Origin of the sequence: Pseudomonas koreensis (genome assembly GCF_036668835.1) — a bacterium.
In the GTDB taxonomy this organism is placed as follows: Bacteria; Pseudomonadota; Gammaproteobacteria; order Pseudomonadales; family Pseudomonadaceae; genus Aquipseudomonas; species Aquipseudomonas koreensis_I.
The window spans coordinates 437,077-452,449 of the sequence record NZ_JAZEVW010000003.1 but is presented as its reverse complement, the minus strand read 5'-3'; the positions used below and the strand labels follow the sequence as shown (position 1 = coordinate 452,449).

The 15,373-nt window shown below is 61.1% G+C and carries 12 protein-coding genes; 5 read left to right on the top strand and 7 right to left on the bottom strand.

The window, feature by feature from the left end; genetic code table 11:
- Window positions 1-100: 100 nt before the first annotated feature.
- Window positions 101-1,444: an OprD family porin gene (locus V6F91_RS11275; RefSeq protein ID WP_332764353.1), complete on the bottom strand. Its 1,344-nt coding sequence runs from the start codon at window positions 1,442-1,444 to the stop codon at window positions 101-103.
- 364 nt (window positions 1,445-1,808) lie between these two features.
- Between V6F91_RS11275 and tauA the strand changes: the two genes are divergently transcribed.
- Complete coding sequence (tauA, locus tag V6F91_RS11270; RefSeq protein WP_332764905.1) at window positions 1,809-2,798, top strand: taurine ABC transporter substrate-binding protein; 990 nt, start codon at window positions 1,809-1,811, stop codon at window positions 2,796-2,798.
- Between the two features lie 82 nt (window positions 2,799-2,880).
- Here the strand turns inward: tauA and argA are convergent, their stop codons facing one another.
- Together argA and argE are read right to left on the bottom strand one after the other, a co-directional pair.
- On the bottom strand, window positions 2,881-4,182 hold the full coding sequence (gene argA / locus V6F91_RS11265; protein WP_332764352.1) for an amino-acid N-acetyltransferase: 1,302 nt from the start codon (window positions 4,180-4,182) through the stop codon (window positions 2,881-2,883).
- Window positions 4,183-4,451: 269 nt separating this feature from the next.
- Window positions 4,452-5,606: an acetylornithine deacetylase gene (gene argE / locus V6F91_RS11260; protein ID WP_332764351.1), complete on the bottom strand. Its 1,155-nt coding sequence runs from the start codon at window positions 5,604-5,606 to the stop codon at window positions 4,452-4,454.
- Between the two features lie 158 nt (window positions 5,607-5,764).
- Here argE and V6F91_RS11255 point away from each other — a divergent pair, with 158 nt between their 5' ends.
- Window positions 5,765-7,135, top strand: coding sequence for an inorganic triphosphatase (locus tag V6F91_RS11255; RefSeq protein WP_332764349.1), 1,371 nt, complete (start codon window positions 5,765-5,767; stop codon window positions 7,133-7,135).
- A 95-nt stretch (window positions 7,136-7,230) separates the two neighbouring features.
- On the opposite strand, the gene V6F91_RS11250 is transcribed toward V6F91_RS11255, so the two are convergent.
- On the bottom strand, window positions 7,231-7,695 hold the full coding sequence (locus V6F91_RS11250; RefSeq protein WP_064589724.1) for an Lrp/AsnC family transcriptional regulator: 465 nt from the start codon (window positions 7,693-7,695) through the stop codon (window positions 7,231-7,233).
- A gap of 125 nt (window positions 7,696-7,820) precedes the next feature.
- Here V6F91_RS11250 and V6F91_RS11245 point away from each other — a divergent pair, with 125 nt between their 5' ends.
- From V6F91_RS11245 to V6F91_RS11235, 3 genes are all read left to right on the top strand, one after another.
- Entirely contained in the window at window positions 7,821-8,159 is a 339-nt protein-coding gene (locus tag V6F91_RS11245) for a hypothetical protein (protein WP_332764345.1), read from the top strand.
- Window positions 8,160-8,252: 93 nt separating this feature from the next.
- Window positions 8,253-10,037: a GspE/PulE family protein gene (locus V6F91_RS11240; RefSeq protein ID WP_332764343.1), complete on the top strand. Its 1,785-nt coding sequence runs from the start codon at window positions 8,253-8,255 to the stop codon at window positions 10,035-10,037.
- Window positions 10,038-10,103: 66 nt separating this feature from the next.
- Window positions 10,104-10,424 carry a DUF2388 domain-containing protein gene (locus V6F91_RS11235; RefSeq protein ID WP_197677994.1) on the top strand — a complete coding sequence of 107 codons (321 nt, stop codon included), beginning with the start codon at window positions 10,104-10,106 and terminating at the stop codon, window positions 10,422-10,424.
- Window positions 10,425-10,600: 176 nt separating this feature from the next.
- On the opposite strand, the gene gcvP is transcribed toward V6F91_RS11235, so the two are convergent.
- The 3 genes from gcvP to gcvT form a co-directional block, all read right to left on the bottom strand.
- The gene (gcvP, locus tag V6F91_RS11230) at window positions 10,601-13,474 is read right to left on the bottom strand and encodes an aminomethyl-transferring glycine dehydrogenase (protein WP_332764341.1); all 2,874 of its coding nucleotides are present in this window, start codon (window positions 13,472-13,474) and stop codon (window positions 10,601-10,603) included.
- 251 nt (window positions 13,475-13,725) lie between these two features.
- On the bottom strand, window positions 13,726-14,109 hold the full coding sequence (gene gcvH / locus V6F91_RS11220) for a glycine cleavage system protein GcvH (RefSeq protein WP_332764339.1): 384 nt from the start codon (window positions 14,107-14,109) through the stop codon (window positions 13,726-13,728).
- A gap of 47 nt (window positions 14,110-14,156) precedes the next feature.
- Window positions 14,157-15,239, bottom strand: a complete 1,083-nt coding sequence (gcvT, locus tag V6F91_RS11215) for a glycine cleavage system aminomethyltransferase GcvT (RefSeq protein ID WP_332764337.1) — start codon at window positions 15,237-15,239, stop codon at window positions 14,157-14,159.
- Window positions 15,240-15,373 lie beyond the last annotated feature (134 nt).

Genomic DNA, 15,373 nt, shown 5'->3' with positions numbered 1-15,373 from the left:
GACAGGCTTACGGGGGTGGGCCTGACCCGAAAACGCAAAAGCCCCGTCCGGCGCAATGCCGGACGGGGCTTTTTTTACGTCTGCGAATCGAGCCGCGCTATTACAACAGCGGGATCGAGTAGCTGACGATCAGGCGGTTTTCGTCCTGCGAACGGGTGTTCGGCAGGTCGGTGCGCCATACAGCGTTTTTCCACATCAGGCCGACGTTCTTGAACGGGCCTTCCGGCACCACGTAACCGATGGTGAAGTCACGTTCCCACTCGGAACGGTTCGAAGCGCTTTCGCGACCGTTGCTGCCAACGGTGTCGATGCTGTCGCCCTTCAGGTAAACCACACCGGCGGTCAGGCCAGGTACGCCAACCTTGGCGAAATCGTAGGAGTAGCGAGCTTGCCAGGTTTTCTCACCGGCACGACCGAACTTCTGGATCTGCATATCGGTGATGGTGTAGTTCGACGAACCGTCGCCCTGGTTCAGCCAAGGGAAGTCGCTGCTACCGTTGGAAACCTGGTAGCCGCCGCCGAAGGTGTGGCCGGCAACGGTATACAGGAACAGGCCGCTGTACAGGTTGTTGTCGACTTCGCCACGACCGTTACGGAAACCGGTGTAGTTACCCGAGCTGTAGTAAGCCGAATCGGTGCCGTTCTTGCCGTCGTCGGAGCTGTTGAAGTAACGCAAGTCAGACTTCAACACACCCGGGCCGATCGACCAGTTGTGTACCAGACCCAGGAAGTGCTGCTTGTAGAAGTCTTCCAGGTTGCCGTAGTAGTACTGGGCAGTCAGGTCTTTGGTGATCTTGTAGTCACCACCGGCGTAGATGAACTTGTTGCTGTCACGGAACGCCGTGCCACGGGAGTTGGCGCCGCCGATCGAGAGGTTTTCGTTGTTGCTGGAGTTACGACCTTTTACCGCTTCGATCTGACCGCCGACCAGGGTCAGGTCCTTGATCTCGCCGGAAGTGATCTGGCCGCCCTGCCAGGTTTGTGGCAGCAGACGACCGTCGTTGGTCACGATCACTGGCAGTTTTGGCTGCAGGGTGCCCAGCTTCAGTTCGGTCTGGGAGATCTTGGCTTTGGCAGTCAGGCCCAGGCTGGAGAAGTTGTCCACGGCTTTGCCGTTGGACTCGCTCGGGAACACGGTGCCGCCGTAAGCGGTGCCGCTGTTGCCGTTGGTGCCGCCGCCCGAATCCAGACGAATGCCCAGCAGGCCGATGGCGTCAAGGCCGAAACCGACGGTGCCTTGGGTGTAGCCGGAGATGAAACGCAGATCGAAGCCTTGGCCCCACTCTTCGTTCTTGTTGGCGCCAGTGCCATCACGGTTGTCAGTGTTGATGTAGAAGTTGCGCAGCCCCAGAGTTGCCTTGCTGTCTTCGATGAAACCGGCGGCGCCTGCCTGCTGCGCCATAACCCCAACGGCCACAGCCAGGGCCAAGGTGGACTTGTTCATGTATCGCTCCTCTCGTTCTAATTCTTGTGTTCCTGGTTCGGGGTCGATTTGCCCTGAATCCTAAGATGCGCGATTAGCGCCAGACCGTGACTGCCAAGTCAATCGTAACCTTGTGTGTCTACGACCATCGTCTAATCGCTGTGATTGGGTCCGTGCACAGTAAAGACTTCCTCATAAAGCCAAAAAGAATTTATTCATTCTTTTTCATACCATTCGGGTATATGGCCGATTAATGGCCATGCGCGCCGGGAAACAGCGTATCGGCGCCTAAGCTCATTCCTAAATGGTATTTGTTGACCTTTTTTTAGATCGATTAGCTTTGCCGTTCTCCCACCTACGTCAAACCCTATCGAAAAGGCGACGCATCATGGCGAAACGCGCACTATCAAGTCAATTTGTTACAGTTTGTGTGTCGGCACTGTTTTCTTTTTCCGCACACGCCGCCGGTCTGACCGTGGGATATCAGACGGGAATCGACCCGAGCAAAGTGCCCCAGGCGGACGGCGTCTATGAAAAGGCCATCGGCGAAAAGATCGACTGGCGGCGCTTCAACAGCGGCCCGGAAGTTGTGACAGCCATCGCTTCGGGTGACGTGCAGATCGGCAACCTCGGCTCGAGCCCGCTGGCCGCGGCGGCGTCGCGCAATCTGCCGATCGTGGCGTTTATTGTTTCGGCGCAGATCAATGCCGCCGAGGCCTTGGTGGTGCGCAATGGCAGTGGCATTGATAAGCCGCAGGATCTGATCGGCAAAACCATCGCCACGCCGTTCGTGTCCACTTCTCACTACAGCTTGCTCGGGGCACTGAAGCACTGGGGCCTGACGACCTCGCAAGTCAAAGTGGTCAATCTGCAACCGGCGGAGATCGCCGCCGCGTGGAAGCGGGGCGATATCGACGGGGCGTTTGTCTGGTCGCCGGCGCTGGGTGAAATCCGCAAGACCGGCAAGACCTTGACTGACGCCGCGCAGGTCGGCCAGTGGGGCGCGCCGACCTTCGAGGTGTGGGTCGCGCGCAAGGATTTTGCCGAGAAGCACCCGGACGTCGTGGCGAAATTCGCCAAGGTCACTCTGGACTCGTTCGCTGATTACGCCGCGCACAAAGACAGCTGGACGGCCGACTCGGTGCCGGTACAGAAAATCGCCAAACTGACCGGTGCCAATGCCGCCGATGTACCGGAACTGCTCGCCGGCTCGACATTCCCGGATGCGAAGGCACAGCAGACCGCTGGGCTGCTTGAGGGCGGCACGGCGAAGGCGATTGGCGAGACCGCGAAGTTCCTCAAGGAACAGGGCAAGGTCGAAACGGTGCTGACGGATTATTCGCCGTATGTCAGTGCGAAGTTTGTCGCGCAATAAAAAGCTTCGCGAGCAGGCTCGCTCCCACAGGGTGCACTGAACAAATGTGGGAGCGAACCTGCTCGCGAATGGCGTGACGCGATCACAGGGTCTTTTCGAAAATCTTCGAATTACGCTGATAGTTGTACAGCGAAGCCCGTGCCGCTGGCAGACGCTCGACGCTGCTCGGCTCGAAACCGCGCTCGCGGAACCAGTGCGCGGTGCGCGTAGTGAGCACGAACAAGGTCTTCAAACCCTGTGCGCGCGCGCGGGTTTCGATACGCTCGAGCAATTCATCACCGCGCCCACCGTGGCGATACTCCGGATTCACCGCCAGGCAAGCCAGCTCGCCGGCATCGGAATCGGCAATCTGATACAGCGCCGCGCAGGCGATGATCATGCCTTCACGCTCGACCACGCTGAACTGCTCGATCTCACGCTCCAGCACTTCGCGTGAACGGCGCACCAGAATCCCCTGCTCTTCCAGCGGACTGATCAGGTCGAGCAAGCCGCCGACGTCTTCAATCGCCGCCTCGCGCACCAGTTCGAATTGCTCCTGCGCGACCAGCGTACCGCCGCCGTCACGGGTGAACAGTTCGGTCAGCAGCGCGCCGTCTTCGGCATAGCTGACGATATGGCTGCGCGCCACGCCGCCCCGGCAGGCTTCGGCAGCCGCGTCGAGCAACTCCGCCTGATAATTGCTCATGCCCAGACGCTGCAAATGCGCCGGCACTTGTTGCGGACGCAGTTCGCGCACCAGTTTGTCGTTCTCGTCGATCAGGCCGAGATCGGCGCCGAACAGCAGCAGTTTATCCGCGCCCAGATCGATGGCGGCGCGGGTGGCGACGTCTTCGCAGGCGAGGTTGAAGATTTCACCGGTCGGCGAGTAGCCCAGCGGCGACAGCAGCACGATCGAGCGCTCGTCGAGCAGGCGATTGATGCCCTTGCGGTCGACCCGGCGCACTTCGCCGGTGTGGTGATAATCAACGCCTTCGAGCACGCCGATCGGCCGCGCGGTAACGAGGTTGCCGCTGGCCACGCGCAGGCGTGAGCCCTGCATCGGCGAGGAAGCCATGTCCATCGACAGCCGCGCTTCGATGGCGATGCGCAACTGGCCGACCGCGTCGATCACACATTCCAGCGTCGCCGCGTCGGTGATGCGCATGCCGTGATGGTAGTGCGGGGTCAGGCCGCGTGCGGCGAGGCGGGTCTCGATCTGTGGACGCGAGCCATGCACCAGCACCAGACGCACGCCGAGGCTGTGCAACAGGACCAGGTCGTGGACGATGTTGCCGAAATTCGGATGCTCAACGCCGTCGCCGGGCAGCATGACGACGAAGGTGCAATCACGGTGAGCATTGATATAGGGGGACGCGTGACGAAGCCAATTAACGTATTCGGGCATGAACCTGGGCCTGTGTAATAAAGAGCAGCCGAAAAAGGGGCGAAACGAAAAAACGCACAGCGGGCTGATGGTTATCGTCGGAACAGGCTTGGCGACACGCGCGCTCTCCTCATGAATACGGGTTGGGGTGGTGGCAATTTACAGTCTTTGTTCGGATAAAACACAGTTCCCTTGTGGGAGCGAGCCTGCTCGCGAAAGCGGTTTATCAGTTGACGTTAAGGCGTCTGAAAAGGCGCTTTCGCGAGCAGGCTCGCTCCCACAGGAATGCATCATCGTTCGTCAGTCGTCAGGCAGTAATGTTCAATCAACTGCCGCAATAGCTGCACGGTAGGCTGCAAACGTGACATTTCAAGGTATTCGCCAGGCTGGTGCGCACAGGCGATGTCGCCGGGGCCCAGCACGATGGTTTCGCAGCCGAGGCGCTGAAGATAAGGCGCTTCGGTGCCGAATGCCACTGCTTCGGCGCGATGGCCGGTGAGCTTTTCGGCAATGCGCACCAATTCCGCGTCTTCGCTCTGCTCGAACGGCGGTACTTCCGGGAACAGCGGTTTGTAGTCGATCCTGACCTGATGCCGCTCGGCCACCGGGTTGAGCTTGCGCAGGATTTCCGCGCGCAGAACTTTCGGGTCCATACCCGGTAGCGGGCGCAGGTCGAACTCCAGCGAACACTGGCCGCAGATGCGATTGGGGTTGTCGCCGCCGTGGATGCAGCCGAAATTCAGGGTCGGCTGCGGCACGCTGAATTGCGGATTGTTGAATTCGCGCTGCCACAACAGGCGCAGGCCGCGCAGCTCGCCGATCGCATCGTGCATGGCTTCGAGGGCGCTGTGGCCCAGCCGCGGGTCCGACGAATGCCCGCTCTGCCCGAGAATGTCGATGCGCTCCATCATGATGCCTTTGTGCATGCGGATCGGCTTGAGCCCGGTCGGCTCGCCAATCACCGCCGCACGGCCCAGCGGTTGCCCGGCCTCGGCCAGCGCACGGGCGCCGGACATCGAGCTTTCTTCATCGCAGGTGGCGAGGATCAGCAGCGGCTGCCTGAACGGTTTATCGAGCAGTGGCTGCACGGCCTCGATGATCAGCGCGAAGAAGCCCTTCATATCGCAACTGCCAAGCCCGACCCAGCGGCCATCGACTTCGGTGAGCTTCAGCGGATCGGTCTGCCACAGGGCGTCATCGTAGGGCACCGTGTCGCTGTGCCCGGCCAGCACCAGCCTGCCGGGGCCGCTGCCGATACTGGCGAGCAGGTTGAATTTGCCCGGGCTGACCTGCTGGATATCGCAGGCAAAGCCCAGATCGCCCAGCCAGCCGGCAAGCAGGTCGATCACCGCCCGGTTGGATTGATCGAGGCTGGGTTGAGTGCAACTGACCGATGGCGCGGCAATCAGCGCAGCGAACTGGTCTTGCATGGATGGCAAAGGCATCGCTGACTCCAACTCCCGGATTGAGGTCCATCATAGAACCATCCGGCGCTCGGAATAAACCGCCGCAGGGCGTAGGAAGTTTGACTCCTGTACACTGCACGGCCTTGGCAGCCACACATTCCCCCGGCTGCGCTCCCGATACTCTGGATTTTCCGGCCATGCAGAAAGAAACCGAAATCAAACTCCGCGTCAGCCGCGAAACCCTCGCCGCGCTGCGCGAGCACCCGCTTCTGAAGAAACGCAACAAAAGTGGCTGGGAACGCCGTGAGTTGATGAACCAGTACTTCGACACCCCGGAGCGCGATCTGGCCCAGGCCAAGGTCGCCCTGCGCCTGCGCAAGGATGGCGACGAAGTCATCCAGACCCTGAAGACGCGCGGCCAGAGCGTCGCCGGTCTGTCCGAGCGTAACGAGTACGACTGGAAACTGCCGAAAGCCAAGCTCGATGTGAAGAAACTCGACGGCGAGTGCTGGCCCGAGTCGCTGGCCGAGCTGGACAAGAAAACCCTCAAGCCGATCTTCACCACCGACTTCGTCCGCGAGCGTGCCGTAATCGCCTGGGGCCGTGGCAAGACCAAGGTGGTCATCGAAGCCGCGCTGGACCTCGGTCACGTCGTGGTCGGCAAGCAGAAAGAAGAAATCTGCGAGCTGGAACTGGAACTGCGCGAAGGCGAGCCTGCCGCGCTGCTGGAACTCGCAGCTGAGCTGGCCGAAACCCTGGCGTTGATGCCATGCGACATCAGCAAGGCTGAGCGCGGTTATCGTCTGTACGACGCCAACAGCTATTCGCTGAGCCTGCCGGCGCCGCAACTGACCCCGGAAACTCCACTCGACGACGCCTTCGCCGCGCTGAGCTGGCATTTGCTCGGCAGCAGCCAGCGTCTGGCCGAACAGTATCGTTTCAACGGCCATTGGCGCCTGCTGCAGGACTGGGTCGAGAACCTCGCAGAAATGCGCGCCCTGCTCAGCAGCCTCGGCCAGGCCGCGCCGCGTCAGTCGACCCACGACCTGCGCGTAGCACTGGATGCGTTGCTTGAAGACTGGCGCCCGCTGGTGCAGGTCGGCATCGAAGACGAAGACGTGCGCAAAGCCGCGCCGGAGCAGTTCCTTGAGGAACTCGAAGACCCGCGCTGGGGCCTGTTCTCGTTGAGCACGTCGCGCTGGTTGCTGGCCCGCACCTGGACCGCCGACCGCAACGTGCGTGGCAACCGTCAGGGCGGCGCGCAGCTGCACAGCTGGTTGCCGCGCCTGCTCGGCGAAGAAGCCACGGCCCTGCAGCTGCAGCGCTATCAGCAACAGCCGGAAGACCTCGCCGAGCAACTGCCGCGCATCGAGCGCATTCAGGTCTGGCTGCACCACGCGCGCAACGTGCTGGAGATCCCGGAAATGGATCGCCTGTACGGCGAGCTGAACAAATTGGCGCAACTGGCCAACGAGCCAACCATCACCGACGAACTGCTCGATGCGCGTAAGCAGCAAGCGATTGCGGTTTACCAGAATCGCGCGTGGAAAATGCTGTTGCGCATGTAATACCGCATTCGCGAGCAGGCTCGCTCCCACATTGGAATGAAATCCTCTGTGGGAGCGAGCCTGCTCGCGAAGAGGCCATCAGAGTTGGCCGAAATTCAGACCGGCAGGCTGGTGGTGGATTTGATTTCCGATAACGCGACAATCGAGTTCACTTCCTGTATCCCCGGCACCAGCGACAGTTTTTCAAAGAAAAACCGCTCATACGCCTCGATGTCCGCCGCGACAATGCGCAGCAGAAAATCCACCGCGCCCATCAGCACATAACATTCCAGCACTTCCGGGAAGCCGCGAATCGCCTCGGTGAACTCGGTGAAGTTCGAACGCCCGTGGGCGTTGAGTTTGATCTCAGCGAAGATCTGCGTGTTCAGGCCGATCTTCTTGCGGTCGAGCAAGGTCACCTGTCCGCGAATGATCCCCTCCTCCTTCATCCGCTGAATCCGCCGCCAGCATGGCGATTGCGAGAGGCCGACCTGCTCGGCGATCTGTGCACTGGACAGCGAAGCGTCCTCTTGCAGCAGGGCGAGTATCTTGCGGTCGTAGGCGTCCAGCTCGCTGTGCATAGAAAATCCTCTGAAATCAAATAATGCGAATTGTTCACGTCGATCAATTGCCGATATCACTGATCTTAGCCAAGAAATACCCGCCAGCGAATGTAAAAATTTCTTCAGTGATCTGGAGACTTGCCATGCCGCACCTTGAAGCCGTAAACAGCGCCACGACCCGCGCCGACGTGTGGAACGTCAGCAACGCCCATTGCCTGGCGCAGTATCAGATTCTCGCCGAGGCCGAGCCGGATCTGTTGGTGCGGGTGCTGAACCTGTTCGCCTTGCAGTTTCTTACGCCCGAGCAGGTCAACGTGCAACGCACGGATGATCTGCTGTCGATCGATCTGGTCATGGGCGGCCTGAGCTGGCACCGCGCACAAGTGATCGGGGAAAAACTTCGTAACCTGATCAGCGTCTGCTCGGTCGATCTGCGAAACGCCGACAGCGCTTGGGATGCCCCGGCACAGGCCACCGGCTGACAAACCCGGCAACGGCTTCGTCGGGTAGTGGCCCAACGGTCCGCAGCGCCACGGCTATTCTTTTGCGCACTGTCGCTTGAAAAGGAAGCCCGCATGTCCGTTCAACTCGCTACTCAGGACCGCTGGCTGGACCTCAATGAAGTGCTGCGCGAGCTGGTCGCGCAAGGCTTTATCTGCCAGGACGCCGCCGAGCAGGCGTTGAATGCGCGTCGCCGTCACGCTGCGCACGCGCAGAAGCATCCGCTGGAATTCATCGCCAGCCAGCAACTCGACGACCTCAGCCGTCCGGGCAAGCACCTGGACCTGGAAAGCCTGACCCTGTGGCTGGCGCAACAAGCCGGCCAGCCGTACCTGCGTATCGATCCGCTGAAAATCAACGTCGCTGCGATCACGCCGTTGATGTCCTACGCCTTCGCCCAGCGGCACAAGATTCTGGCCGTGGCCGTGGACCGCGACTCGGTGACGGTCGCCAGCGCTCAGCCGTACGTCACCGGTTGGGAGGCCGACCTGACCCATGTGCTGAAGCTGCCGATCAAACGGGTGGTGGCCAACCCGGCGGACATCCAGCGTTTCAGCGTCGAGTTCTTTCGTCTGGCGAAATCGGTCAGCGGCGCCAGCAATGCCGATGCGCAGGGCGGCAACCTCGGCAATTTCGAACAACTGCTCAACCTCGGCGCCAGCGATCAGGAGCCGGACGCCAACGATGCGCACATCGTCAACATCGTCGACTGGCTGTTCCAGTACGCCTTTCAGCAGCGCGCCAGCGATATCCACATCGAACCGCGCCGCGAGCAAGGCACCGTGCGCTTTCGCATCGACGGCGTGCTGCACAATGTCTATCAATTCCCGCCGCAGGTGACCATGGCGATTGTCAGTCGCCTGAAAAGCCTCGGCCGCATGAACGTTGCGGAAAAGCGCAAACCGCAGGACGGCCGGGTCAAGACCAAGACCCCGGACGGCGGCGAAGTGGAGTTGCGCCTGTCGACGCTGCCTACGGCGTTCGGCGAAAAAATGGTCATGCGGATCTTCGACCCGGAGGTGCTGCTCAAGGATTTCGATCAACTGGGCTTCAGCGCCGACGACCTGCGCCGCTGGCAGGACATGACCCGCCAGCCCAATGGCATCATTCTGGTCACCGGGCCGACCGGTTCGGGCAAGACCACCACGCTGTACACCACGCTGAAAAAACTGGCGACGCCGGAGGTCAACCTCTGCACCATCGAAGATCCGATCGAAATGGTCGAGCCGGCCTTCAACCAGATGCAGGTGCAGCACAACATCGACCTGAGTTTTGCCGCTGGCGTGCGTGCGCTGATGCGACAAGACCCGGACATCATCATGATCGGCGAGATCCGCGACCTTGAAACTGCGGAGATGGCGATTCAGGCCGCGCTTACCGGGCATCTGGTGTTGTCGACGTTGCACACCAACGACGCGCCGAGCGCGATCAGCCGTCTGCTCGAACTCGGCGTGCCGCATTACCTGATCAAAGCTACGGTGCTCGGCGTCATGGCCCAGCGTCTGGTGCGCACCCTGTGCCCGCACTGCAAGGCGCCGCAGACGCTGGACGAGGACGACTGGCAGACGCTGACCCGGCCCTGGCAGGCGCCGTTGCCGGGCCATGCGCAACGGGCGATCGGCTGCGTGGAATGCCGCGACACCGGTTATCGCGGCCGCGCCGGGGTTTACGAAATCATGCAACTGAGCGACAGCCTCAAGGCGTTCATCACCCCGGACACCGATCTCACGGCGATCCGCCGTCAGGCCTTCAAGGAGGGCATGCGCAGCCTGCGCCTGTCCGGCGCGCAGAAAGTCGCGGCGGGGCTGACCACGGTTGAGGAAGTGTTGCGGGTGACACCGCAAAGCGAGCAGAGATAAGCCACCACGGAACCGGATCCGGGAACGACGATCCAACGCCGTAGTTAATCCCCCAGGAGTCACCTCATCATGCGTCTCAAACTTGCTGTCGCCACCATGGCCCTGTTGTCCCTTCCCGTCGGTTCGGCCATGGCGGACAGCTTTTGGCGTAACGTCATCTCGTCCGGTGCCACCACTGGCTCCACCTATCTGACCTTCAAGGATCACAAGCTGATCGTCGCCGCTCAGGACGACGCCGGCAGCTTCGTCGCCAGCGACGGCGGCATTCGTGGCCCGTATCTGGAAGCGGCGATGCAGAAAGTCCGCGCCGACAATCCAGGCTTGCAAGCGTCGGACATGGAACTGGCGAATGCGATTCTGGCGAAGAACGCGGTGGCTTCCGAGTAACAAAAAATGCCGCTCAAACGAGCGGCATTTTTTTGCCCGGATTTTGATCTCAGCGCGTTCCCCTGTAGGAGTGAGCCTGCTCGCGATAGCGTTGTATCAGCCGCCGAAAATGTAGACTGGCAGACCGCTATCGCGAGCAGGCTCACTCCTACAGGGGGTTGGTGTGTAGCTGAATGTCAGCGGTAATCCTCCACCGGCACACACGCACAGAACAGATTCCGGTCGCCATACACATTGTCGACCCGATTCACCGCCGGCCAATATTTGTGCAACCGGGTGTGCGTATCCGGGGTTATCGCGCGTTCGATGCTGTAGGGCCGCTCCCAGACGCCGGTGACATCGGCCAGGGTATGCGGCGCGCGTTTGAGCGGGTTGTCTTCCGCCGGCCAGTTACCGTTCTGCACTTCGCTGATCTCCGCGCGAATGCTCAGCATGGCGCCGATAAAGCGATCCAGTTCAGCCTTGGATTCGCTCTCGGTCGGCTCGACCATCAGCGTGCCCGGCACCGGAAAGGACATGGTCGGTGCGTGGAAACCGTAATCCATCAGACGCTTGGCCACGTCTTCTTCGCTGATGCCGGTCTGCGCTTTCAGCGGACGCAGATCAAGAATGCACTCATGCGCCACTCGCCCGTTACGCCCGGTGTACAGCACCGGGAACGCGCCGGATAAATGCTGGGCCAGATAATTCGCCGCCAGTATCGCCACCTCACTGGCATCGGCCAGTTGCGGGCCCATCATGGCGATGTACATCCAGCTGATCGGCAAAATGCTCGCACTGCCCCACGGCGCCGCGCTGACCGCGCCGTTCTGCGGCAGCGGCCCGTCGATCGGCACCACCGGATGGTTGGCCACGAACGGTGCCAGGTGCGCGCGAATCCCGATCGGCCCCATGCCCGGCCCGCCACCACCGTGCGGGATGCAGAAGGTCTTGTGCAGATTCATGTGCGAAACATCGGCGCCGATGTCCGCCGGCCGCGCCAGGCCGACCTGTGCATTGAGGTTGGCGCCGTCCATGTACACTTGACCGCCATGCTGATGAATCACCTGGCAGATCTCGCTGATGCCCTCTTCGTAGACCCCGTGGGTCGATGGATAGGTGGCCATCAGACACGACAGTTTGCTCCCCGCTTCAGCGGCTTTGGCTTTGAGATCCGCAAGATCGACGTTGCCGGCCTCGTCGCATTCGACGATGACCACGCGCATGCCGGCCATCTGCGCCGACGCCGGATTGGTGCCGTGGGCTGAGGCCGGAATCAGACAAATGTCGCGCGCGCCCTGCTGGCGGCTTTCGTGATATTTGCGAATCGCCAGCAACCCGGCGTATTCACCCTGCGCGCCGGAATTGGGCTGCATGCAGATCGCATCGAAGCCGGTGATCGCACACAGCCAGCGCTCCAGCTCTTCGATCATCAACGTATAACCCAGCGCCTGCTCGCGTGGTACGAACGGGTGCAGGTTGGCGAACTGCGGCCAGGTGATCGGGATCATTTCGCTGGTGGCGTTGAGTTTCATCGTGCAGGAGCCCAGCGGGATCATCGACTGGTTGAGCGCCAGATCCTTGTTCTCCAGTTGCTTGAGGTAGCGCAGCATCTCGGTTTCGCTGTGATGGGCGTTGAACACCGGATGACGCAGGTATGGCGTGGTGCGTTGCAGGTCGTCAGAAATTCCCGAGGCAATTTCTTCGGCATCCAGTGCATCGACGTCCAGACCGTGGTCAGCGCCGAGCAGCACATCGAAGAGCCGCGCCACGGTGCTTTCATCGCAGGTTTCGTCGAGACTCAGGCCGAGGTGGCCACGACCCAGGATCCGCAGATTGATCTGCGCGGCCCTGGCACTTTCGATGATCGCGGTCTGCGCCCCGCCGACGTCCAGCGTCAGCGTATCGAAGAATTGCGCGTTGACCCGTTTGATCCCGTGGCGCTCAAGCCCTGCGGCGAGAAGGCAGGTCAGCCGATGCACGCGCTGGGCGATGCGTCGCAAGCCTTCCGGGCCGTGGTACACCGCATAGAAGCTGGCGATGTTGGCCAGCAGTACCTGCGCCGTGCAGATGTTGGAATTGGCTTTTTCGCGGCGGATATGTTGCTCGCGGGTTTGCAGAGCCATGCGCAGTGCGACGTTGCCACGGGCATCTTTCGACACCCCGATGATCCGCCCCGGAATGGCCCGTTTGTATTCTTCGCGACTGGCAAAAAACGCCGCATGCGGGCCGCCGTAACCCATCGGTACACCAAAGCGCTGGGACGAACCGAATACCACGTCCGCGCCCAGTTCGCCCGGAGGCGTCAGCAACAACAGGCTCAGCAGATCGGTGGCGACGCAGGCCAGTGCCTGCTGCGCATGCAAGTGGTCGATCAACGGCCGCAGATCGCGGATCTCGCCATGGGTGTCGGGATACTGCAGCAGCGCGCCGAATACCTCGTGCTGTTTCAGGTTATCCACAGCGTCGACGATCAGCTCGAAGCCGAAACCTTCAGCGCGGGTCTGCACCACAGAAAGGGTTTGTGGATGGCAATTTTCATCGACAAAAAAAACATTGCTCTTCGATTTCGCGACTCGTTTGGCCAGCGCCATGGCTTCAGCCGCTGCCGTGGCTTCATCGAGCAGCGATGCATTGGCCAATTCAAGGCCGGTGAGGTCGATGGTCAATTGCTGGAAATTCAGCAGCGCTTCGAGCCGGCCCTGAGCGATCTCTGGTTGGTATGGTGTGTACGCGGTGTACCAACCGGGATTTTCCAGCACGTTACGCAGGATCACCGTCGGCGTCAGGGTGCCGTGATAGCCCATGCCGATCAGGCTGGTCCAGAGCTGATTCTGCTCGGCATAGCCGCGCAGTTTCGCCAGTGCCGCCGGTTCGTCGAGGGCCGATGGCAAGTCCAGCGCACGGTTGAAGCGAATCGCCGGCGGCACGGTCTGCTCGATCAGTTCGACCCGACTGCCGAGGCCGAGGCTGTCGAGCATCGCCTGCTGCTCAGCGGCATCCGGGCCGAGATGACGGCGGGCAAAGGCATCGGGGTCGCGTAACTGGCGCAGGGACGGCAACTGGGACATGACGGGCTCTCCTGGCGGGTGCTGGGCGTCAATGCAACACGGTCAAACCAGCATAGCAGCCCAAGCCACGGCTAAATTTTCAAGATCAACGCTGACCCTGTGGGAGCGAGCTTGCTCGCGAAAGCGGTGTGTCAGTCGCAGAAGATGTTGAATGTAAAACCGCCTTCGCGAGCAAGCTCGCTCCCACAGTGGGTTTTTCGTCGGGCATAAAAAAGCCCCGACGAATCGGGGCTTAGGATATTGCTGACGACTTACTCGCCAATCGCCGCCTTGTACGCACCAGCATCCAGCAGCTTGTCCAGCTCGGCCTTGTCACTTGGCTTGAGCTTGAAGATCCACGCGCCGTACGGGTCGGAGTTGAGCAGCTCGGGCGAACCGCTCAGCTCTTCGTTGATGGCGATGACTTCACCGCTGACCGGGGCGTAGATATCGGAAGCGGCTTTCACCGATTCAACCACACCGGCTTGATCTTCAGCGGCGAACACCTTGCCCACTTCGGTCAGTTCAACGAACACCACATCGCCCAGCGCTTCCTGCGCGTGATCGCTGATGCCCACGGTGACGGTGCCGTCGGCTTCCAGACGCGCCCATTCGTGACTTTCGGCAAAACGCAGTTCGGCAGGGATATAGCTCATCTTCAGTGTCCTCAGGAATTGGTCAGCGGTCGGCCCGCCGGAAAAGATTAGATCAAAGTCTTGCCATGGCGCACGAAGGTCGGTTTGACCACTCGCACCGGGTACCACTTGCCACGAATTTCCACTTCGGCGCGGTCGGCAGTTGCCATCGGTACACGCGCCAAGGCAATCGATTTGCTCAGCGTAGGAGAGAAACTACCACTGGTGATCTCCCCTTCGCCAACATCAGCGATACGAACCACCTGATGAGCGCGCAAAACACCGCGTTCTTCCAGTACCAGACCGACCAGTTTGTGCGCCACCCCGGCGGTTTTTTCCGCCTCAAGCGCCGCACGACCGATGAACTGGCGCGAGGCCGGTTCCCAGGCGATGCTCCAGGCCATGTTCGACGCCAGCGGCGAAACGTCCTGATGAATGTCTTGCCCGTAGAGGTTCATTCCGGCCTCGACCCGCAAGGTGTCACGGGCGCCGAGGCCGATCGGGGAGATCCCGGCGCCGACCAGATCGTTGAAGAAACCCGGTGCCTGATCGGCCGGCAGGCATATTTCCAGGCCATCCTCGCCGGTATAACCGGTGCGCGCGATAAACCAGTCGCCGTCACAGTAGCCTTCGAAGGGCTTGAGCTGCTGGATCAGGGTCGCACGGGACTGAGTCACCAGTTCGGCAATCTTGTGCCGGGCCTGCGGGCCCTGGATGGCGAGCATCGCCAGCTCGCTGCGTTCATGCAACTGCACGTCATAACCGCCGAGCTGGGCACTCATCCACGCCAGATCCTGATCGCGGGTGGAGGCGTTGAACACCAGCCGATACGCGTCGTCGAGACGGTAAACGATCATGTCATCGACGATGCCGCCGCGCTCATTGAGCATGGTGCTGTAGAGCGCCCGGCCGGGACGGTGCAGGCGGTCGACGTCGTTGGCCAGCAAATGCTGAAGCCAGGCCTTGGCCTGGGTGCCGCTGACATCGATCACGGTCATGTGGGATACATCGAACACCCCGCAATCGCGGCGCACTTCGTGGTGCTCCTCGACCTGCGAGCCGTAATGCAGTGGCATGTCCCAACCGCCAAAATCGACCATCTTCGCGCCGAGGGCGAGGTGCAGGTCATACAGAGGCGTACGCTGTCCCATGGGTTTCTCCTTCCGGGCGTGGCGAAGGTGCGGACCGCCGCCAAGCGGACGAAAGCCTTGATGAACAGGGCTTTCAGCCGATTCCAGCGTACGGGTCTGTCAGACGGACCGCTCCGAATGCCGCGCATTGTAGC